Source organism: Rhodoluna miladensis (SeqCode) (genome assembly GCF_965234705.1).
GTDB classification, from domain to species: Bacteria; Actinomycetota; Actinomycetes; order Actinomycetales; family Microbacteriaceae; genus Rhodoluna; species Rhodoluna miladensis.
This window is the reverse complement of sequence record NZ_OZ248465.1, coordinates 1-18,612: the sequence shown is the minus strand read 5'-3', so window position 1 is coordinate 18,612 and position 18,612 is coordinate 1. Positions and strand designations below refer to the sequence as shown.

At 49.5% G+C, this 18,612-nt stretch carries 19 protein-coding genes and 2 tRNA genes; 6 read left to right on the top strand and 15 right to left on the bottom strand.

All coding sequences use genetic code 11. The annotated features are described in order from the left end of the window. Genes AC8GDC_RS00105 through AC8GDC_RS00090 form a run of 4 tightly spaced genes read left to right on the top strand, consistent with a single transcriptional unit; the run spans position 1 to position 3,181 of the window. Positions 1 to 909: a DODA-type extradiol aromatic ring-opening family dioxygenase gene (locus AC8GDC_RS00105; RefSeq protein WP_506557854.1), complete on the top strand. Its 909-nt coding sequence runs from the start codon at positions 1 to 3 to the stop codon at positions 907 to 909. Next, positions 902 to 1,777 (top strand): fumarylacetoacetate hydrolase family protein, encoded by an 876-nt coding sequence (locus AC8GDC_RS00100; RefSeq protein ID WP_506557853.1) that lies wholly within the window; start codon positions 902 to 904, stop codon positions 1,775 to 1,777. The genes AC8GDC_RS00105 and AC8GDC_RS00100 overlap by 8 nt, the downstream gene beginning before the upstream one ends. Continuing rightward, a complete protein-coding gene (locus AC8GDC_RS00095; protein ID WP_506557852.1) occupies positions 1,778 to 1,969 on the top strand; it encodes a ferredoxin in 192 nt (63 codons plus the stop codon). 9 nt (positions 1,970 to 1,978) lie between these two features. After that, a complete protein-coding gene (locus tag AC8GDC_RS00090) occupies positions 1,979 to 3,181 on the top strand; it encodes an NAD(P)/FAD-dependent oxidoreductase (protein WP_506557851.1) in 1,203 nt (400 codons plus the stop codon). Positions 3,182 to 3,211: 30 nt separating this feature from the next. Here the strand turns inward: AC8GDC_RS00090 and AC8GDC_RS00085 are convergent, their stop codons facing one another. Continuing rightward, positions 3,212 to 4,402 carry a thiolase family protein gene (locus tag AC8GDC_RS00085; RefSeq protein ID WP_506557850.1) on the bottom strand — a complete coding sequence of 397 codons (1,191 nt, stop codon included), beginning with the start codon at positions 4,400 to 4,402 and terminating at the stop codon, positions 3,212 to 3,214. A gap of 71 nt (positions 4,403 to 4,473) precedes the next feature. Next, positions 4,474 to 4,956 carry a glutathione peroxidase gene (locus tag AC8GDC_RS00080; RefSeq protein WP_506557849.1) on the bottom strand — a complete coding sequence of 161 codons (483 nt, stop codon included), beginning with the start codon at positions 4,954 to 4,956 and terminating at the stop codon, positions 4,474 to 4,476. Positions 4,957 to 5,030: 74 nt separating this feature from the next. Here AC8GDC_RS00080 and AC8GDC_RS00075 point away from each other — a divergent pair, with 74 nt between their 5' ends. Next, a complete protein-coding gene (locus AC8GDC_RS00075) occupies positions 5,031 to 6,239 on the top strand; it encodes a glycosyltransferase (RefSeq protein ID WP_506557848.1) in 1,209 nt (402 codons plus the stop codon). Here AC8GDC_RS00075 and AC8GDC_RS00070 read toward each other — a convergent pair. From AC8GDC_RS00070 to AC8GDC_RS00055, 4 genes are all read right to left on the bottom strand, one after another. Further along, positions 6,214 to 6,822, bottom strand: a complete 609-nt coding sequence (locus AC8GDC_RS00070) for a hypothetical protein (protein WP_506557847.1) — start codon at positions 6,820 to 6,822, stop codon at positions 6,214 to 6,216. The two genes, AC8GDC_RS00075 and AC8GDC_RS00070, sit on opposite strands and share 26 nt — an antisense overlap. 95 nt (positions 6,823 to 6,917) lie before the next feature. After that, the gene (locus AC8GDC_RS00065; RefSeq protein ID WP_506557846.1) at positions 6,918 to 7,127 is read right to left on the bottom strand and encodes a DUF4287 domain-containing protein; all 210 of its coding nucleotides are present in this window, start codon (positions 7,125 to 7,127) and stop codon (positions 6,918 to 6,920) included. After that, entirely contained in the window at positions 7,127 to 7,297 is a 171-nt protein-coding gene (locus AC8GDC_RS00060) for a hypothetical protein (RefSeq protein WP_506557845.1), read from the bottom strand. The genes AC8GDC_RS00065 and AC8GDC_RS00060 overlap by 1 nt, the downstream gene beginning before the upstream one ends. Positions 7,298 to 7,320: 23 nt before the next feature. Then, on the bottom strand, positions 7,321 to 8,025 hold the full coding sequence (locus AC8GDC_RS00055) for an SOS response-associated peptidase (RefSeq protein ID WP_506557844.1): 705 nt from the start codon (positions 8,023 to 8,025) through the stop codon (positions 7,321 to 7,323). A gap of 85 nt (positions 8,026 to 8,110) precedes the next feature. On the opposite strand from AC8GDC_RS00055, the gene AC8GDC_RS00050 reads away from it, so the two are divergent. Continuing rightward, positions 8,111 to 8,635, top strand: a complete 525-nt coding sequence (locus tag AC8GDC_RS00050; protein WP_506557843.1) for a hypothetical protein — start codon at positions 8,111 to 8,113, stop codon at positions 8,633 to 8,635. Positions 8,636 to 8,688: 53 nt separating this feature from the next. On the opposite strand, the gene AC8GDC_RS00045 is transcribed toward AC8GDC_RS00050, so the two are convergent. The 9 genes from AC8GDC_RS00045 to dnaA form a co-directional block, all read right to left on the bottom strand. After that, a tRNA-Ala gene (locus AC8GDC_RS00045) sits at positions 8,689 to 8,761 on the bottom strand. Between the two features lie 32 nt (positions 8,762 to 8,793). Next, positions 8,794 to 8,870, bottom strand: a tRNA-Ile gene (locus AC8GDC_RS00040). Between the two features lie 75 nt (positions 8,871 to 8,945). Next, complete coding sequence (locus tag AC8GDC_RS00035) at positions 8,946 to 9,356, bottom strand: DUF3566 domain-containing protein (protein WP_506557842.1); 411 nt, start codon at positions 9,354 to 9,356, stop codon at positions 8,946 to 8,948. Further along, complete coding sequence (gyrA, locus tag AC8GDC_RS00030) at positions 9,353 to 11,848, bottom strand: DNA gyrase subunit A (RefSeq protein ID WP_506557841.1); 2,496 nt, start codon at positions 11,846 to 11,848, stop codon at positions 9,353 to 9,355. Before gyrA ends, AC8GDC_RS00035 begins: the two co-directional genes overlap by 4 nt. Before the next feature lie 16 nt (positions 11,849 to 11,864). Next, the gene (gene gyrB / locus AC8GDC_RS00025) at positions 11,865 to 13,943 is read right to left on the bottom strand and encodes a DNA topoisomerase (ATP-hydrolyzing) subunit B (RefSeq protein WP_506557840.1); all 2,079 of its coding nucleotides are present in this window, start codon (positions 13,941 to 13,943) and stop codon (positions 11,865 to 11,867) included. Between the two features lie 129 nt (positions 13,944 to 14,072). Then, complete coding sequence (locus tag AC8GDC_RS00020; protein WP_506557839.1) at positions 14,073 to 14,558, bottom strand: DciA family protein; 486 nt, start codon at positions 14,556 to 14,558, stop codon at positions 14,073 to 14,075. Continuing rightward, positions 14,551 to 15,711 (bottom strand): DNA replication/repair protein RecF, encoded by a 1,161-nt coding sequence (gene recF / locus AC8GDC_RS00015; protein ID WP_506557838.1) that lies wholly within the window; start codon positions 15,709 to 15,711, stop codon positions 14,551 to 14,553. Before recF ends, AC8GDC_RS00020 begins: the two co-directional genes overlap by 8 nt. A 47-nt stretch (positions 15,712 to 15,758) precedes the next feature. Further along, positions 15,759 to 16,895 (bottom strand): DNA polymerase III subunit beta, encoded by a 1,137-nt coding sequence (gene dnaN, locus AC8GDC_RS00010; protein WP_506557837.1) that lies wholly within the window; start codon positions 16,893 to 16,895, stop codon positions 15,759 to 15,761. A 298-nt stretch (positions 16,896 to 17,193) separates the two neighbouring features. Continuing rightward, positions 17,194 to 18,612, bottom strand: coding sequence for a chromosomal replication initiator protein DnaA (gene dnaA, locus AC8GDC_RS00005; protein ID WP_506557836.1), 1,419 nt, complete (start codon positions 18,610 to 18,612; stop codon positions 17,194 to 17,196).

Sequence of the window (18,612 nt, the reverse complement as noted above, 5' to 3'; positions counted from 1 at the left end):
ATGGGAAAAGTAGTTGGAGCCGCAATTTTGGCCCACGTGCCAACAATCATGCTGCCCGAAAAGGTTCGCTATGACCTAAACGAGGGCAAGGAGATTTCGCTAGTTCCAGGACTAAAAAGATTCCGCAAGGAAGTCATGGAGACTCTGGACTACGACACAGTAGTTGTTCTTGACAGCCACTGGGCCACCACAGTCGAATTTGTGATTACCGCTCAAGCAGAACGCTCTGGACTATTCACTTCCGAAGAGCTTCCTCGAGGCATGTCTCAGGTTCCCTACGCATTCAAGGGTGACCCAGAACTTGCCATGGCAGCTGCGAAATACGATGAGAAAAACGGAACCTGGATAACTCCAATTAGCGATCCGCATCTTCCAATCTTCTATGCCACTGTGAACCTTTGGCACTACCTGGGTCGCGGCTTGGATAAGAAGTGGGTTTCTATTTCTGTTTGCCAAACTGCAACAGCAGAGGATTTCTTGCGTGCCGGTCGTGCCCTTGGCGAAGCAATTCGCGACACCGATCGCAAGGTTCTACTGCTAGCTTCCGGTGCCCTGTCACACACTTTCTACAAGCTTCGCGACCTTCGTAAGCACGAGTCTTCTGACCCAAGTCACATATATTCAGAAGGTGCGCGCCTTGCAGATCTAGAGCGCATTGAGTGGATGAAGCAGGGCGATCACGCCCGAATCCTGGACACCATGGATGAGTTCAAGCAGTTCAAGCCAGAGGCTAACTTCAGCCACTGGTTGACCATGGCCGGTGCAACCGGTGAGGGAGACAACACCGCCAAGGGCGTTATGTACTCCGACTATGAAAACTCCATTGGTACAGGACAGGTTCACGTTTACTTCCCTGAGCCTGCAGCTGGCTTCCCAAGACCAAAGGACTTGGTTCTTTCGCGTGATTGAGTATCGTCGGATTCTGCTAGAAGGGGCACCGGTTCAGGTGCTTCGAGTTGGCAATGAATTAGTAGCTGCTGATGGCAGAAAAGTTGCCATAGACGATGCCATTCACCTTGCTCCAAGTGAGCCAACCAAAATCTTGGCTGTTCACTTGAACTACCAGTCCCGCACCGATGAATTCATGACCAAGTTGCCATCTGCGCCAACTTACTTTCACAAACCAATCACAGCTTTGAATTCACACCACGGACACGTCGTTCGACCGGACCGTTGCAAGTGGTTGAACTACGAGGGTGAGATCGTGATCATCATCGGCAAAACCTGCAAGAACATTTCACCTGATGAAGCAGGTAAATACATTGCTGGATACTCAGTCGGTAACGATTACGGTCTGCACGATTTCAGAGACACCGATGCCGGTTCTATGCTTCGAGTAAAAGGTGCTGACACCTTGGCTCCGGTTGGACCTGGAATGGTGACCGACTGGGACTTTCGCAACAAGTACATTCGCACATATGTCAACGGTGAGCTAAAACAAGACGACAACACCAAAAACATGGAATGGGATATGAACTACCTTGTTGCAGACCTAGCGCGCACCATCACGCTAGTTCCTGGGGATATGATCTTCTCCGGCACACCAGCAAACTCAAGGCCGGTGCAGCCAGGAGATGTTGTTGAAGTTGAAGTTGAGGGGCTTGGACGCCTAAGCAACAAAATTGTTCACGGTCCTGCTCCAATCCGATCTGATGTGGGAGCCCAGCCAACCGAGAGCGAAGAAGTGATTTCAACCGCTATGGGTGGCGACTGGGAATTCCGCGGCATAAGAACTCCATCTAAAGACCTTTATCCGTCACGAATCGAGGAAAAGTAAATGATCAAAGTCGAAGTCGACATGACCAAGTGTCAGCACTACGGACAGTGCGTATTCGAAGCTCCAACAGTGTTCAAGTTGAATGCCGAGGACAAGTTGGAGTACGTGGCCGAAGTTGACGACAGCGAATTGGACAACGTCGAGGCAGCAGTTGATATTTGCCCGATGCAGGCTATTCGCATCGCCCAGTAGTTTACGATTTTGTCTGCTCCGGTTGTAATTGTTGGTGGCTCACTAGCTGGCCTTCGTTCCGCTGAAGGTCTTCGCAAAGCCGGGTACTCAGGCCCCATCAAAGTAATCGGCAATGAGCCATACCTTCCATACAACAGACCTCCGCTTTCAAAAGACTTACTCAGCGGAACCGGTGAGATTGACGAGATTTACTTTCCCATCAAAGAATCGGTGGCTGACATCGAATGGGTGCTGGGACAAGCCGCTACATCGTTAGATACGAACGCACAAAAAGTCACCGACCTATCCGGTACCAGTCATTCATACAACGCGCTAGTTATTGCAACTGGCCTTCGACCAAAACCACTTCCAGTTGATGCCAATGGCATCACGGGTGTTCATGTCTTGAGAACTTTTGATGATGCTGTCGCACTTCGAAAGCAACTCCTTCCCGGGGTGAAGGTATTGATTCTTGGCGCAGGATTTATCGGGTGTGAGGTTGCCGCCACCGCCATCAAAGCCGGTTGCCAGGTCAGAGTCGTTTCAAGAACTCATGAACCGATGCAAGAAGCTCTTGGGAAAACTCTAGGTAAAGAAGTTAAGCGTCGCCACGAGCTAAAAGGCGTTGAGTTTGTCAAAGGTGCCTCGGTGTTCGGCTTGATTGGAGATGGCCACGTCGAAAGAGTCATCCTTGACTCGGGTGTTATCTATGATGCAGATCTGGTTGTAGTTGCCATTGGTTCTTTGCCCAATACCGAATGGCTTGAAGGCAGCGGAATAGATATTTCTAATGGTGTTTTAGTTGATGGTGGACTACGTGCGCTTTCTTCTGATGGCACGGTGGTTGAAAACATTTTTGCCGTTGGCGATGTTGCCCGCTACGTCAACCCGCTGTTTGATCAGATCCCTCGTCGCGTGGAGCACTGGAACCTGCCAACAGAAACTGGAAAAAGAGCAGGACAAGTTCTTGGCAAGCACCTGAACGGTGAATCAGTTTCGGATCTGCTAGCGGAGCCGTTTGCTCCGCTGCCTTCTTTTTGGTCTGACCAATACGAGATGAACATCCTTGCCTTCGGCATGACGTACCTGGCCGACCGAAGTGAGTTGGTTGCAGGTGAGCTATCTGGTGAATGCGTCTTTGAGTACTTCAGGAACGACAAATTGGTGGGGGTTTGTGGCATTGGGATGCGGCCAACTATTCAGAGCTACCGAACCAGGTTTTCCTTAGCCTAAAGTCGCCTGTGGCTATAGATACTCATAGCTTTACTTCTTTTTGCCATCAAAGAACTCGTTTTCCCAGATAACAGTTCCGCCCATGCCCAAACCAATACACATAGTGGTAATTCCATACTGCACATCAGGTCGCATTTCGAACTGGCGGGATAGTTGATTCATCAGGCGAACACCTGAAGAAGCAAGCGGGTGACCAAATGCAATTGCTCCACCCCAGGGGTTAACCCGAGCATCGTCATCTGCGATGTTGAAGTGCTCTAGGAATGAAAGGACTTGGACGGCAAATGCTTCGTTGATTTCGAAGATTCCAATATCAGAAATGGTAAGTCCCGCTTTTTTCAAGGCTTTCTCCGTCGCGGGGATTGGGCCAGTGCCCATGATCTCTGGCTCAACTCCAGCAAAGGCAAAGCCAACCATCCGCATTCTTGGGTTTAGTCCATGCTGTTTCACTGCTTGATTGCCGGCAAGTAGAGAAATGGTTGCGCCATCTGTCAAAGGGGAAGCGTTTCCTGCAGTAACTCTGCCATTAGCTCGAAAGGGAGTCTTTAGATCTATTAATCCCTCAACGGTTGAATCAGGTCTTAGGAGTTCATCGCGATCAACTACTCGTACACCTTCTGGTGTGGTTATAGAAACCGGCACTAGATCCTGCTGAATGTAGCCGCTGTCATAGGCAGCGGCAGCGCGCTGCTGGCTTCTAACGGCGAAGGCATCTGCGCGCTCCTTGGTTAGCGAGGGGAAGCGGTCGTGAATGTTCTCAGCGGTGCAGCCCATATTCAAAGCGTCTTGGGCAAGCAGTTTTTCAGCTAGGAGTCTGGGGTTTGGATCTGCCCATTCACTCATTGGGTGATGCCCCATGTGCTCCACACCTCCGGCAAGAACGACGTCGTACGAACCAACGCCAATCGCAGATCCGGTAAGTGTCACAGCGGTCATGGCTCCTGCACACATCCGATCAATTGCAAAGCCGGGAACCGATTTCGGAAGACCAGCAAGTAAAGCCGAGGTCCTTCCGATGGTTAGACCCTGGTCACCGGTTTGAACGGTGGCGGCGATAGCAACATCGTCAATTGCGTTCTTGGGAAGATTCGGATGGCGATCTAGTAGCCCGGTGATTGCCTTGACCATCAGGTCATCTGCTCGAGTGTTCCAGTAAACACCCTTTTCTCCGGCTTTCCCGAAGGGAGTGCGAACGCCGTCAACAAAGTAAGTGTTTTGCATTAACTTAGCCGCCCATGAAGCAGATAATTCTGTTGCTCAACAAGAATCTTTGCTTCGCTCATTCGGATAGCTTAGCGAGGAAGATTTGCTTCGATTATCGCGATGATATCTGGTGAGTCTGGTTTTACGGTTGGTCGGAAGCGGTGAATAGTTCCGTTTGGTAAAACTAAAAACTTTTCAAAGTTCCAAGCAACAGGGCCGGCAAGTCCAACGCCGTCCTTGGTCTTGGTTAGTTCTTTGTAAAGGTCGTGTGCGTTTTTTCCGTTGACCTTTACCTTTTCAGTCATTGGGAAAGTCACTCCCCAAGTAGTTGAGCAATACTCGGCAATCTTTTCTGATTTGCTCAGTTCCTGAAGGAACTGGTTTGATGGCATGCCCAGAACTGTGAAGCCGCGGGCGGCATACTTTTTGTGCATGGCCTCGAGCGCTTCATACTGCGGAGAAAGCCCGCAGCGGGATGCAACATTGACGACCAAAACAACCTTGTCAGTGAAATCGCCGAAGCTAGCCTTGTCGCCATTGAGCATTGTCAGTTCTAAGTCTTTGATTGTCATAACCTGATTCTAAGTCGCATCAGGAGTAGATTTGTTTAGCTATCGACTCGCCGCCAACAAGAAAAAGGCCCTTTTTGCATATCGCACTATTCATGGATCAGCATCCGCATTCCCTAGGCGGGGTCCAAACCTCGGTCATGCTTCAAAAGAAGTACCTGAACCGCAATGGGGTTCAGGTCACAATTTTCGCCCCTAAGTCCAAGCGAATGGTCCAGGACCCAGATATCAAAGTCATACCTTCGAGCTATCCGACCATCGGTCGGGAGTATTCGGTGGTTTGGTCACTTCGCAAAGCGTCGAAGTTTTGCCAGAGCCAGTACGAGGCACAACATTTTGATCTGGTTCACCTACAGGGAGATTTTGCTGCAGCCAGCCTGGCGATCGAACTTGCTAAGTCGAGAAACTTACCTATTGTCTACACCTCTCATACCAACGTCGATGTGATGGCTAACAAGCTAATTGGCAAGCCACTGAAGATTGTTCTGCTGAGATTCTTCACCTGGCAGCACGCACACTTTTTGAAAATAGCCAACTACCCAAAGGTCTTTACAGCCTTTGAGTACATGGCCTTTGTTCACCGAAACATGGACAAGGTTCTGGCCCCTTCATCGCACTACGCCAAGCTGCTGAAAGATAAAGGTGTTGCTAAAGAGGTTGAAGTAGTAATCAACGGAGTCGATGATGAACTTCTAACCAATCTCAAGCGCAACACCCCGATACCGCAAAAGCCAGTTCACTTCGTTTGGGCAGGACGCATGCAGCCCGAGAAGAGGCTTCTTCAAACCCTAGAAGCATTCGCCAGGGCCAAGGGCAAGGCAACTTTAGATGTTTATGGTTTTGGTCCGCTGGAGCGGGCGGCCAAGAACTTGGCTAGAGCCAGGAGATTGTCGAAGCGAGTGAAGTTCCACGGCAAGCTTCCACACCGTGAAATTCTTCAGGTCTTTGCTGACGCAGATGTTGTGATGCAAACCAGCATTGGCTTTGAAACCCAGGGGCTCACTGTTTATGAGGCAGCCGCGACCGGCACGCCGACAATACTTTGTGATTCCAAGATTTCGGCAGAAATGCCTAAGGGAAGCAACTGGCTAGACGACACCGGAACCATCAAGGGTCTGGCAAAAACAATCAAGAAAGCCAACAAGGAAATTTCAGAGGGTGCAACAAGACGCGAAACCCTGGCAGATAACAAGTGGCTGTATCAGAGTGAAATCAGCAAGAAAACAATTGCCCTTTACAAGCAAATGATTGAGCAAAAAACTACTCCAGCGACTCCACGAATTTGATTAGCGCCTGAACCTTTATATCTGCAGTTTCAATAAGAGTTGGGACTGAGACCAGTAATTCAGGCTTCTCCGAAAACGCCTGCAAGCTCCACTGGTCGAAGTTCTCACCCATGTCTACCAAAGTGTTTCCAAAATCTTCCATTAAGAAGCTAAATGTGGCATCGTCGCAGGTTTTTGCGGTAAGAACTCTCTCGGCAAGTGCTAGGTAAGTCGGTGCAGATTCTTGAATACTGCTGATTGTTTTAGTTTTCTCAGCTTCGTCTTCGGTAAAAGATGCATATCCGATTGCACCGATAGTTGAGTCAATTAGTGCCTCGGCTTCGTTAAAAACAGCGAGAGCGTTCTCTTGGTCAATCGCAGAAATAGAACCAGTCAGACAAAACGGATCTTTCGAAGTGTCTTTCTCAGCCTGTAGAGACGCAACTGTGCTGTTGATGAAGTTCATGCCGGTTGTTATCCAGTTGTTGCCACCGAAAACCACGTTGCCGAGCAAGCTCACGATTGCAAAGGTCCCAACAAACCAAACCCAGGTGGGTAGGCCTTTGGATTTCTTCTTTGGTTCTTGTGGGGGTTGCTCGGTCATCGGTTATCTCTTTCTTGGGTTATTCCCAAGTCTAATAAAGAAGAAGAATGTGAGTCGGTCATCAACGTCGCAGGAACGCTAGGTCTTGAGGCTTTTTACTTTGCTGCTTTGGCCTTAACGTAGGCCACAATCGCGTTGGCATGCCCGTGACCCATTGCGTGTTCGGTCTTTAGAAAAGCAACTTGTTCCATGTGGGTTTTGGTTTTGACTTTGTTTAGCTGCTTGAACCAGTAATCCATCGGCTTGCCATACTTTTCCTCGATAGATGGAAAGTAGCTTGCTGGTCCCTTTACTTTTTCGGCCATTAGTCTTCCTTCTTGGGTTGAACCGACCAGACCCAGGCGATCAATCCGGCAATCAAAATGATAGCGGCGGCAAAGATAACCAGAAGGGTGTTGTCCTTAAAACTGTCGTAGATAGACACCACGCCGAAAAACAGAACAAGGTATCCAATCAGTATCCAGCGGTTGCGCATGTCCAAATGCTAGTCGTTTGGAACTAAAACAATGTCTCAGGCATTACATCCACGGGTTCAATCAATCCCGGGCCACTGTTCTTTATTGAGTTGACCGCGTCCGATACAGTCCAAAACCTCAAGTGGGCATCGGGCTGGAAGTTATCAAACAGCGAACGCACTTTGTCTACATCCTGCAACGCTGGATCCATCCAGGCTTCCCAACGGTCGCGGGGTAGAAACATCGGCATGCGGTGATGGGCTTTCGCTAATTCGCCAACTGCTTCCCTAGTGAGAATTGCAACACTGCTTCGAATTTCTCCCTCTGGAGAAACCCACTGGTCCTGAATACCTGCAAATGCCAACATCTTGTCGTCATCACGAGAAACATAGATTGGTTGTCTTGGTTTGTAGCGGCCTAGTTCGGTGGCCCATTCGAAATAACCACTTGCTGGAACTAAGCACCTAGATTTTCTAAAAGCGTTTCTAAACGTTGGCTTCTCGTGAACTGTTTCTGATCTAGCGTTGATTGCAATTGATTGGCTTTTCAGGGCTTCGGCATTCGTCTTACTCCACGGAGCAATTAGTCCCCAGGATGAAATCTCTAGAGTTTCGTTCTTGATGACGTAGATGTCCTGTGTGGGCTTGATGTTCCAATCCAGTGGCAGTTCTCTATTTGGAAGACCTTTTAGGCCAAACTCCGCGACCATGTCGTTGAGCATTTCTTCCATAGCAAAGCGGCCGCACATGTTTCTAATCTAAGGCTTTGATGAGAATATTGTTTCGGCGGGTTTCGCACCCGCTTACCAAGAACTTTGATTCAAAGGGGGAATCATGCCGAAACTAAAAGACGTTCTTTCTGGTGGAACCAGAACTTCAGTGGGAGATGCGGATCAAGTAATCGCTAAGTTGCTCAAAGCTCCTGCTGGTTTGACTGAAGTTTACAAACTATTCCTCGACGAGGATCCGGTTGTTGCCATGAGGGCAAGTTACGTTGCTATGCGGGTAGCTGAGCAGAAGCCAGAATCGGTGAAGCCTTTTGCTAAGGACCTATTGAAAAATCTTGAGCTCTATACGCAACAGGAAGTCCGCTGGCATATCCCCCAGCTATTAGTTCATTTGGATCTAACTAAAGCCCAGAGAAAAAGGGCCTACGAAGTAATCATGAATTGGGCCGAAACCGACAAGAGCAAGATTGTTGGGTATTACGGCTTTCAAGCAGCGGCGGATTTTGCCGAAACTGATGCTGATCTGCTTCAGGATTTCATCCCGAGGATTAGAAAAGCCAATAAGACCGGTGCTAAGTCGATTCAGAATCGTTGCAAGAAGATTGCCAAGCAATTAGACATCGCTCTTTGATGTGAGCTTAAAGAAGAAACCTCCCCCCATCAAATGGAGGGAGATTTTCTCTGTGGAGACTAGGGGGGTCGAACCCCTGACCCCCTGCTTGCAAAGCAGGTGCTCTACCAACTGAGCTAAGTCCCCGTTTAGGAATCCTCAGATGTTTCGAGGCTTCCTGGTGGGCCTAGGAGGACTTGAACCTCCGACCTCTTCATTATCAGTGAAGCGCTCTAACCACCTGAGCTATAGGCCCCTAGAGCTTCATTGAGTCTAATGCATCCGAATTGGATGCTCAAACCCCGCTTGGGCCCAGGTGAATCTTGACTATTTAGTTGTTTGTGAAACGAATTGCGATGCCGCCTGTGATCTTGCCGATCACGTTGAAGATCATCGCGTACAACCCAGTTAGGGCCGTTCCGAGAATCACATTCACAATCGCCAGTGTTGTAGCGAAAGACATAACTCGAGGCAGAGATAGCTCTTGCTCGATATCAACTCCGCCATCTCCAAACACTCCAGAAAGCAGAGAGTTCAAAGAAGCGAAAAGACCAATTTGACCAACTACAAACCAGAGGGCAAAAAAGCCAACAACGGTTGCAATTCCGGCTGCGACGGTCACGAAGAAACCTGCCTTAATGGCGGACCAAACTTCGATCTTGACTAGCTTTAGTGCAACCTGCTTCTGCGCAGGGGCCGGACGGTATCCAAACCTAGATTTTCTTGCCGGGGCATCGCTCATTCTTCCGTTGCTCCTTCCAAGTTGCGCTCTGAGTTCTTCGCTAGTCCAATAACTGAGTCAGCTTCATCGAATCTGGCAAAAACCACACCCATGGTGTCCCGGCCCTTGGCTGGAACCTCACTGACGGCTGACCTGACAACTTTACCGCTAGCAAGCACAACTAGCACTTCGTCAGATTCGCTACAGATAATAGCTCCCACCAAATCACCGCGTTTTTCTTCGAGTTTGGCCACCTTTATGCCCAAACCACCCCTATTTTGAGGTCGGTATTGATCCACGGCAGTTCGCTTGGCATAGCCACCTTCGGTGGCTATAAAGACGTAAGAATCAGCGATGTCGTTGATCACGGTTGCAGAAAGAAGGAAGTCTCCCTTGCGGAAATTCATACCGATGTTTCCGGATGTGTCACGACCCATAGCGCGAAGTGATTTCTCTGACGCCGAGAACCTAATCGACATTCCCTTACGAGACACCAGCAGTAGATCGTCGGAATTTGAAACCAGCATTGCAGCTACCACTTCGTCATCGCCCTTTAGCTTGATGGCAATGATTCCGCCGGAGCGTGGAGTGTCGTAAGCCTCGAGTGCTGTCTTCTTCACAAGACCGCTCTTGGTTGCAAGCACCAGGTATGGCGCCTTGCTGTAATCCTTGATGTCCAACACCGATGCAATCTTTTCGTCCGATTGCATCGAAAGCAGGTTGGCCACGTGCTGGCCCTTGGCGTCTCTTCCTGCTTCTTGAACCTCATAGGCCTTCGCGCGATAGACGCGACCCTTATTGGTAAAGAACAACAACCAGTGGTGAGTTGTGGTCACAAAGAAGTGAGAGACAACATCGTCTGCTCGAAGCGATGCGCCTTTGACTCCCTTACCACCGCGGTGCTGGCTGCGGTAATTGGTGCTCTTGGTTCGCTTGATGTAACCACCGCGGGTGACGGTGATAACCATCTCTTCTTCGGGAATTAGATCCTCGGTTGAGACATCATCATCGCCGCCGACCTGTAGAGCAGTTCTGCGCTCGTCGCCGTGGCGAGACACAACTTCTTCTAGTTCCGACTTGATGATCTCGCGCTGCTTCTTAGGGGAGGCAATGATCGACTTGTATTCCTTGATCTCAAGTTCAAGTGCTGCTGCCTCATCAATGATCTTCTGGCGCTCAAGGGCAGCAAGCTGTCTTAGCTGCATGTTCAAGATGGCACGAGCTTGCAGCTCGTCAATCTTGAGCATTGTCATCAGGCCGTCTTTGGCGTCATCCGCTGTTGCGCTCTTGCGGATAAGGGCAATTACCTTATCTAGGGCATCGAGGGCCTTTAGATATCCGCGAAGAATGTGGGCGCGCTCTTCGGCTTTTTTGAGTCTGAAGTTTGTTCGGCGAACAATAACATTTACCTGGTGCTCAACCCAGTTGGAAATAAAGCCATCCAGAGAAAGTGTTCTTGGAACGCCATCAACAAGTGCCAGCATGTTCGCGCTGAAGTTCTCACGCAGCTGGGTGTACTTATACAAGTTGTTTAGAACAACTCTTGCGACGGCGTCTTTCTTCAGAACAACAACTAGACGCTGCCCGGTGCGACCAGAAGTTTCATCTCTGATGTCAGCAATTCCAGTTAGCTTGCCTTCTTTGACAAGCTCTGCTATCTTCTGAGCCAAGTTGTCAGGATTTACCTGGTAAGGAAGCTCGGTGACAACAAGGCAAGTTCTTCCCTGCAGTTCTTCAACACTTACGATTGCTCGCATCGTGATTGAACCGCGGCCAGTTCGGTAGGCATCTTCGATGCCGCGCTTGCCAATAATTTCAGCACCGGTTGGAAAATCCGGTCCCTTGATGCGCTGCATCAAAGCAGCAAGCAATTCTTCTTGGGTTGCTTCTGGATTCTCTAGTGCCCAGATCGCACCGTCAGCAACTTCACGAAGGTTGTGCGGTGGAATGTTTGTTGCCATTCCAACTGCGATACCGATTGATCCGTTGATTAGAAGATTTGGAATTCTTGATGGAAGAATTGTCGGTTCTTGAGTTCTGCCGTCGTAGTTGTCTTGGAAATCGACGGTGTCCTCGTCGATGTCGCGAACCATTTCCATTGCAAGTGGTGCCATCTTGCATTCGGTATAGCGAGGTGCAGCAGCTGGATCATTTCCGGGTGAACCAAAGTTTCCTTGGCCAAGCACTAACGGGTAGCGAAGGTTCCAAGACTGAACGAGTCTTACCAAAGTGTCATAGATTGCAGTGTCACCGTGCGGGTGGTACTGACCCATGACATCGCCAACTACACGAGAACACTTTGAGAACTGTTTGTCTGGGCGGTAGCCGCCGTCATACATCGCATACAAAACCCTGCGGTGAACTGGCTTTAATCCATCCCTTACATCAGGAAGTGCGCGGCCGACGATAACGCTCATTGCGTAATCCAAATAGCTGCGCTGCATTTCGACCTGTAGGTCGACCTGCTCTACGTGGTCCATCCGTGGCTCTGGTGTAGGTGTCTTATCTGCCATAAGTAATTTCTCGCTCCTAGATATCTAGGAAGCGAACATCCTTTGCGTTCTTTTGGATAAATGATCTTCTTGCCTCAACGTCTTCACCCATCAGGGTTGAGAAAACCTCATCGGCGAGCGCTGCATCATCAAGAGTTACCTGAAGCAGGGTTCTTCGGGCTGGGTCCATGGTGGTTGACCAAAGCTCGTCGTAGTCCATTTCTCCAAGACCCTTGTAGCGCTGGATGGAGTTTTCCTTAGGGATCTTTCTTCCGGCCTTCGCGCCTTCTTTGAGCTTTATGTCTCGCTCCGCGTCTGAGTAAACGTACTCGTGCTCAGCGTTAGTCCACTTGATTCGGTAAAGCGGTGGCTGAGCTAGGTAAACGTAGCCGTGCTCAATAAGAGGTCTCATGTACCTAAATAGAAGGGTTAGTAGCAGGGTGCGGATGTGCTGGCCATCAACATCAGCATCGGCCATCAAGATGCACTTGTGATACCTAATCTTCGAAACATCAAACTCTTCGCCGATACCGGTTCCAAAAGCTGCGATAAGCGCCTGAACTTCAGTGTTGGCAAGGGCTCTATCAAGTCTTGCCTTTTCAACGTTCAGAATCTTTCCGCGCAGCGGCAAGATTGCCTGGTGCTCAGGATCGCGACCGCTAACTGCTGAACCACCGGCCGAGTCACCCTCAACGATATAGATTTCGGAAAGTGCTGGGTCGCGGGAAGAGCAGTCGCGAAGCTTTCCTGGCATTCCGCCAGATTCCAAAAGACCTTTTCTTCTGGTTGCTTCGCGGGCTTTTCGAGCAGCCATTCTGGCAGCTGCTGCCTGAATGGCCTTTCTTACAATTTCCTTAGCCGCTGGCGGGTTGCGCTCTAGCCAGTCACCTAGTTTGTCATTCACGATTTTCTGGGTGAAGGTCTTGGCTTCGGTGTTTCCAAGCTTGGTTTTGGTTTGGCCTTCAAACTGAGGCTCGGAAAGCTTGATTGAGACAACGGCGGTTAGGCCCTCGCGGACATCGTCACCGGAGAGGTTTTCGTCCTTTTCTTTCAGCAAGTTATTGGCCCTGGCGTACTTGTTTAGTAGCGAGGTAATGGCTGTTCTAAAGCCCTCTTCGTGGGTTCCACCCTCGTGGGTGTTGATGGTGTTGGCGTAGGTGTGGACAGACTCGGTATAGGCGTTGGTCCACTGCATCGCAACCTCGATGGACATGTCCTTCTTGGACGTTTCTGCCTCAAGGGAAATGATCTCGTTGTGAACTAGCTCAATTTTCTTAGATGCGTTTAGAAATTCAACGTAGTCAACTAGTCCGCGAGTGTACTTATAGGTTTCGGTCTTGCCGTTTCGCTCGTCGGTAATTGTGATTCCAAGACCCTTGTTCAAAAAGGCCATCTGCTGGAAGCGTGCACGAAGAGTTTCGTAGTCAAACTCGACTGTTTCAAAGATCGAACCATCTGGTTTGAACTCGATTGTGGTTCCAGTGTGATCAACTTTCTTTCCCTTAGCTAGTGGCTTTTGGGGAACACCGATCTTGTATTCCTGGGTCCACAAGAAGCCTTCTCTTGCCACCTCTACCTTCAAATCGGTAGAGAGCGCGTTCACAACAGAAGCACCAACACCATGCAAACCACCGGAAACTGCGTAGCCACCGCCGCCGAATTTTCCTCCGGCGTGAAGAACAGTTAGAACAACTTCAACCGCAGGTTTTTTCTCAACCGGGTGCATATCCACTGGAATTCCGCGGCCATTGTCGGTTACTTTGATCCAACCCTTGGGGGTGATGTAAACGTTGATGTCGTCGCAGTGACCAGCAAGAGCTTCGTCGACAGAGTTGTCGACGATTTCATAAACCAGGTGGTGAAGGCCTCTTGGACCAGTTGATCCGATATACATACCCGGGCGTTTGCGAACAGCTTCGAGTCCTTCAAGAACTTGAATGCTGCCGGCGTCATAACCGGATTTGTTTTTTGGTGTTGATGAAGTTTCTTTTTTTGCAGGGGTTTTAGCTGCGGCGGGAGCGGGTTTGGAAGTTTTGGTGGCGGGCTTTGTAGTTGGTTTAGCAACTGCCTTTACTGAAGAAGGCTTTGATTTCGGTGAATCTTTTTTAGCCGGCATGTTCTATTTGTGCTCCTTGTATTTCGCCTAGTTAGTTCCACATAACAGCGACTAGTCGACTTACATTGGGGTTTGCTAACTGGTTTTATTTTACCCCACGCGAAGCACTTAAAGTTTCAGGCTGTGCAGTTACCCGTAAGTGTCTCTGGGTCCTCGACCCGGCACAGACCTAGGGCCTTTTTTCCAAGACGGCGCGTCGGGTCCCAGAAACGAAATGGTCTTAATTTCAAGCTCTGGAAAAGAGCTCCCAATTTTGTCCAAAATCTGGTTTTGCATTAAACGCAATTCTGTGGCCCAAGCGGTTGATTTGCATCGGATCGTAAGTTTGCCATTTGCGAGATTTTCGGGCTGGGTATTTTTGGCGTTTAAGTCACCCACGATTTCTGTCCATCTAACAAAAAGCTCGGCTTCTTCCATTTGCGACTGCCAGCGAAAATCTTGCATCAAAGAATCAATTGAGTTTGATGCCGAAATTGGATCGCGCCCGGCATCAAAGGGTTTTGAGCGATTTTTCTTCTTTTCGGTGATTCGCTTCTGGTCTTTAGAAACGCGGCCGGTGACCGCTTGTTTCATGGCGTAGTAAAAATCAACAGCAAAGTTTTTCTCATCAGCCATTTGTTATCTCACCCGCAACAACACTAAACCTTTTCGCGCTCAGCGCCTCCGGCACATCTTCAATTACTGCAGCGGTGATGATTACCTGCTCGTTGCCCAGGACAAGCTCGGCGAGCTTGGCTCTTCTATCTGAATCGAGCTCGGCAAAGACATCATCGAGAATCAAAATCGGATCGCCGAGCCTCGATTCGGCCTTTAGAATCTCAAGCGATGCAAGGCGAAGCGCCAGCGCGTAAGACCAGCTCTCGCCATGCGATGCGTAGCCTTTTGCCGGCAAACTTCCAAGAATCAGGACCAAATCATCGCGGTGCGGCCCAACCAGCGTTATCCCTCGCTCAAGTTCTTTGGGTCTTGTTTTCTCGAGAGTTTCGCGGAACAGCTCGGCTATTTGTTCGCGGTCGGTAGTTTCTAGGTGCTCGGTGCTATCTGAGTCTTCGGCTTCAACAACGGCCCCTTTAATTGAAGATTTGATAAACATCTTCGGCTCGTTGTTGCTTTTGGCAATTGCTTTGTAGTTAGCAATTAGCCCAGGCTCAAGCTTTTGGGCAATGCTCACGCGAGCCGCAATTATTTCTGAGCCCAGTGAAACAAGGGATTCATCCCAAGCGGAAAGGGTGGAAAGGGCGCTGCCCTTGGTTCCTGTTGCCCTGGCTGATTTGAGCAAAGTATTGCGCTGCTTTAGAACTCGCTCGTAGTCGGAATAAACACCTAGCATTCGAGGTGTGAACTGGATGATTAACTGATCTATAAAGGCCCTGCGATTGGTCGGGTCGCGTTTGACGATATCTAGGTCTTCAGGGGCGAAAATCACGGAATTCAGATAACCCAGAATGTCTTTAGTTTTGGCAACTGGTGACTTGTTTAGTCGGGCCCGGTTGGATGAATCGGAATTTAGCTCAAATTCCAGAAGGAGTTCGCGCTCGTCGTGCGCTAGCTCAAGCGAAATGATGGCGGTTTCTTCGCCTTGTTTGATTAGGGGGGTAAGGCCTGCCAGTCGGTGAGAGCTTAGGCTTCCAAAAAAGTTGATTGCTTCGACCAAGTTGGTTTTTCCTTGGCCGTTCGAGCCGTGCAGCAGGTTGATGCCTGGATAAAGCTCAAGGTCTGCGGTTTTATAGTTTCGAAAGTTAGTTAGGCGGACCCTTTTCACATACACAGCGCTGTCGCTATCTCGCGGGGGTTTCTTTTGTCTCGGCGGCGAATTTAGCGGCCAAGAAGATTTGGCTGCAGAAGATACATGTAGCTATCGCTAGATTCTTTTTCTTTTGTCGAGTGGTTAGTGATCAAAACCGGTGATGGGCGGTTTGGGTTGTCGCTGTTGGTAAAGCCAATCTTCACGTACTCGGTCTTTACCCCCGCTAATCCATCGATCAGGAACTGTGGCTTGAGGGAAACAACCACTTCCCCGCCGGTTAGCTGAACATCAATTGATTCGGATGCTTGCGCGGTTTCGCCACCTGCTGCCTCAAGATTTAGTGAGGCGGAAGTAAAGGTGAATTTGATCGGGCTTTCGCGCTCAAGAACTAGAGACACGCGCTTAGTTGAATCAAGAAGATCTTGGGTGTTTAGAACTGCGAAGTTTTCAATCTTTTCTGGAAAGAGTGTTTTGACCGCCGGAAAGTTTCCTTTGATTAGGCGGGAAGTAACGGAGCGGTTATTCGCTTTGAACGCAATCAAGTCTTTTTCATCGGAAGGATTAATTGAGATTGCAATCTCGCCTTGGTTGGCGAATGTCTTTGCAATTTCTTGAAGTGTCTTTGCTGGGATAAGTGCGCTGGCTTCGCCGGCGTTTGATTTCCAGGCGATGTCTCGAACGGCAACGCGGTAGCGGTCTGTTGCAACAAGGGAAATGCTGTCTTTGGTGGTTTCTAGAAGCACTGTTGTTAAAACTGGTGTGACGTCTTCGCGAGATGCAGCGACGGCGATTTGTGAAATGGCGGCTGAGAAATCTTCACCGGAAACAGATCCGGTGGTGGCTGGAATTTCTGGAAGCGACGGGTATTCATCAATTGGCATTGTCAGCAGGGAAAATTTCGCTGATCCGCAATTCACTTGAACCTTCGAACCGTCTGTTGAAAAATCAACTGCTGCGTTTGGAAGCTTGCTTACGATTTCTGCCATTAGGCGACCCGAAACAAGTACTCGACCGGATTCTTCTACTTTTGCTGCAATTTCAACCTGGGCAGAGGTGTCGTAGTCAAAAACCGAAAGTCTCAAAGCGTTGGCGTCAGCTTCGATCAAGATTCCGCTGAGAATAGGCAATGTGGTTCTTTGAGGAAGTAATCTCACAGCAAATGAGACCGCTTCATTTAGAACGTCTTTATTTACTTGAAACTTCACTTTTTACCTGTCTGTTTGGATTTCAATCTTGGCATAACTTCAGATCTGTTTTTACATAAAGGTTTTCCCTAAAGAGTTATAGCCCCTTAGAAAACTAATCAAGTAATAACAACAGTAACCGCTGTGGAAACTGTTGATAACCGGCAGCTTGCCAACAAACACTCTGAAACTACAATCGTGAAAGTTGTTTACACAGCTGTGTATAACTTTGTGTATAACCCTGGGTGTTGTGAGTGGAAATGGGCCTGTGGACTAGTTGCTAGCTGTGGTTCCACAGAAAACAGCAGTTATCCACAACTTATCCACGGGACTTTTGTTTGACCCTGTTCAGGATCTCGGTGACCTGGTTATAGAGGCTTCTGCGCTCTTTCATCAAATCGGTGACCTTCTTGTTGGCATACATAACCGTGGTGTGGTCCCGGTTGCCAAAAAGCTGCCCGATCTTAGGAAGGGACAGGTTGGTCTGCTCCCGGATCAGATACATTGCGATCTGCCTGGCCTGGGCCACAGCCTGCTGGCGAGAGGACCCAAATAGGTCATCGGCGCTGATCGAGTAGTACTTGGAAACCTCCCCGATTATGTCGTTCGGAACGATGATGGTCTCATCGCCCAGCGGAACGATATCCTTCAAAACCGCGGTCACCAAGCTCATGTCCACCGGGGTGCGGTTTAGGGCGGCAAAGGCTGTGACTCGAATCAGGGTTCCCTCGAGCTCGCGGATGTTGGAGGCCACACGGGCAGCCATATACTCCAGGATTTCGTCCGGGACCTTTATCTTTTCGTTCTCAGCCTTTTTCCTCAAAATAGCGATTCGGGTCTCAAGCTCTGGAGCCTGGATGTCTGTGATCAGACCCCACTCAAAACGGGAGAGCATGCGCTCCTCGAAGCCGGTTAGTTCCTTAGGGGGCAAATCGGAGGTAATGACCACCTGCTTGTTGTGATCGTGGAGGGTGTTAAAGGTGTGAAAGAAGGCCTCTTGGGTCTGGTCTTTACCCTGCAGGAACTGGATGTCGTCAATTAGAAGAACGTCGATATCCCGATACTCGGCCTGGAAAAAAGAAGTTCGGTTGTTCTGAATGGCATTAATAAAGTCATTGGTGAATTCTTCCGAGGAAACGTAGCGAACCTTAATCTTTGGATAAAGATTCAGAGCGTAGTGACCGATGGCGTGCAAAAGGTGGGTCTTGCCAAGCCCCGAACCACCATAAATAAACAGTGGGTTATAGGCCTTAGCTGGAGTTTCGGAAACAGCAAAAGCGGCCGCGTGGGCAAATCGGTTAGACCCTCCGGTCACGAAATTATCGAAGTTGTATTTTGGGTTCAATCGGGTATCAAACAAGACCCCAACGGCACCGGTTTTCCGAGGGTATTCCTCACCCTGCAAGGAGGGGGCGGATCCGATCGGATAGACGTTTTCGGGGGTCTCTGTGATCGATGCATCGGCCTCGATATCGGGGTTGACCACAACGGCAAAGTTGGTGGGACCCCCCATTAGGGCGTTTTCTTGCAAAACTTCGAGGATGTCGCCGCGTACTCGCTGCTCGAGCATGCCTCTAGTTAGGTCGTTTGGGACCTCAAGATAGAGGGTGTCCGCCAGGACACCTTTGGGCTCGACCAGGGTCAAAAAGCCCATTAGCTGGGGGCTTAGGGTTCCCTTTTCGGCAAGACGATCGACGACCGCACCCCACTGCTGGGTGATCTCATCGAGCTCGTTCAT

Excerpts from the sequence above, each read along its gene's own strand:
- AC8GDC_RS00020 (WP_506557839.1), bottom strand. The coding sequence starts at position 14,558 with ATGGCTGATGAGAAAAACTTTGCTGTTGATTTTTACTACGCCATGAAA.
- AC8GDC_RS00085 (WP_506557850.1), bottom strand. The coding sequence starts at position 4,402 with ATGCAAAACACTTACTTTGTTGACGGCGTTCGCACTCCCTTCGGGAAA.
- gyrA (WP_506557841.1), bottom strand. The coding sequence starts at position 11,848 with ATGGCAGATAAGACACCTACACCAGAGCCACGGATGGACCACGTAGAG.
- AC8GDC_RS00035 (WP_506557842.1), bottom strand. The coding sequence starts at position 9,356 with ATGAGCGATGCCCCGGCAAGAAAATCTAGGTTTGGATACCGTCCGGCC.
- AC8GDC_RS00105 (WP_506557854.1), top strand. The coding sequence starts at position 1 with ATGGGAAAAGTAGTTGGAGCCGCAATTTTGGCCCACGTGCCAACAATC.
- AC8GDC_RS00070 (WP_506557847.1), bottom strand. The coding sequence starts at position 6,822 with ATGACCGAGCAACCCCCACAAGAACCAAAGAAGAAATCCAAAGGCCTA.
- AC8GDC_RS00060 (WP_506557845.1), bottom strand. The coding sequence starts at position 7,297 with ATGCGCAACCGCTGGATACTGATTGGATACCTTGTTCTGTTTTTCGGC.
- AC8GDC_RS00050 (WP_506557843.1), top strand. The coding sequence starts at position 8,111 with ATGCCGAAACTAAAAGACGTTCTTTCTGGTGGAACCAGAACTTCAGTG.
- AC8GDC_RS00055 (WP_506557844.1), bottom strand. The coding sequence starts at position 8,025 with ATGTGCGGCCGCTTTGCTATGGAAGAAATGCTCAACGACATGGTCGCG.
- gyrB (WP_506557840.1), bottom strand. The coding sequence starts at position 13,943 with ATGCCGGCTAAAAAAGATTCACCGAAATCAAAGCCTTCTTCAGTAAAG.
- AC8GDC_RS00095 (WP_506557852.1), top strand. The coding sequence starts at position 1,778 with ATGATCAAAGTCGAAGTCGACATGACCAAGTGTCAGCACTACGGACAG.
- dnaA (WP_506557836.1), bottom strand. The coding sequence starts at position 18,612 with ATGAACGAGCTCGATGAGATCACCCAGCAGTGGGGTGCGGTCGTCGAT.
- AC8GDC_RS00065 (WP_506557846.1), bottom strand. The coding sequence starts at position 7,127 with ATGGCCGAAAAAGTAAAGGGACCAGCAAGCTACTTTCCATCTATCGAG.
- AC8GDC_RS00080 (WP_506557849.1), bottom strand. The coding sequence starts at position 4,956 with ATGACAATCAAAGACTTAGAACTGACAATGCTCAATGGCGACAAGGCT.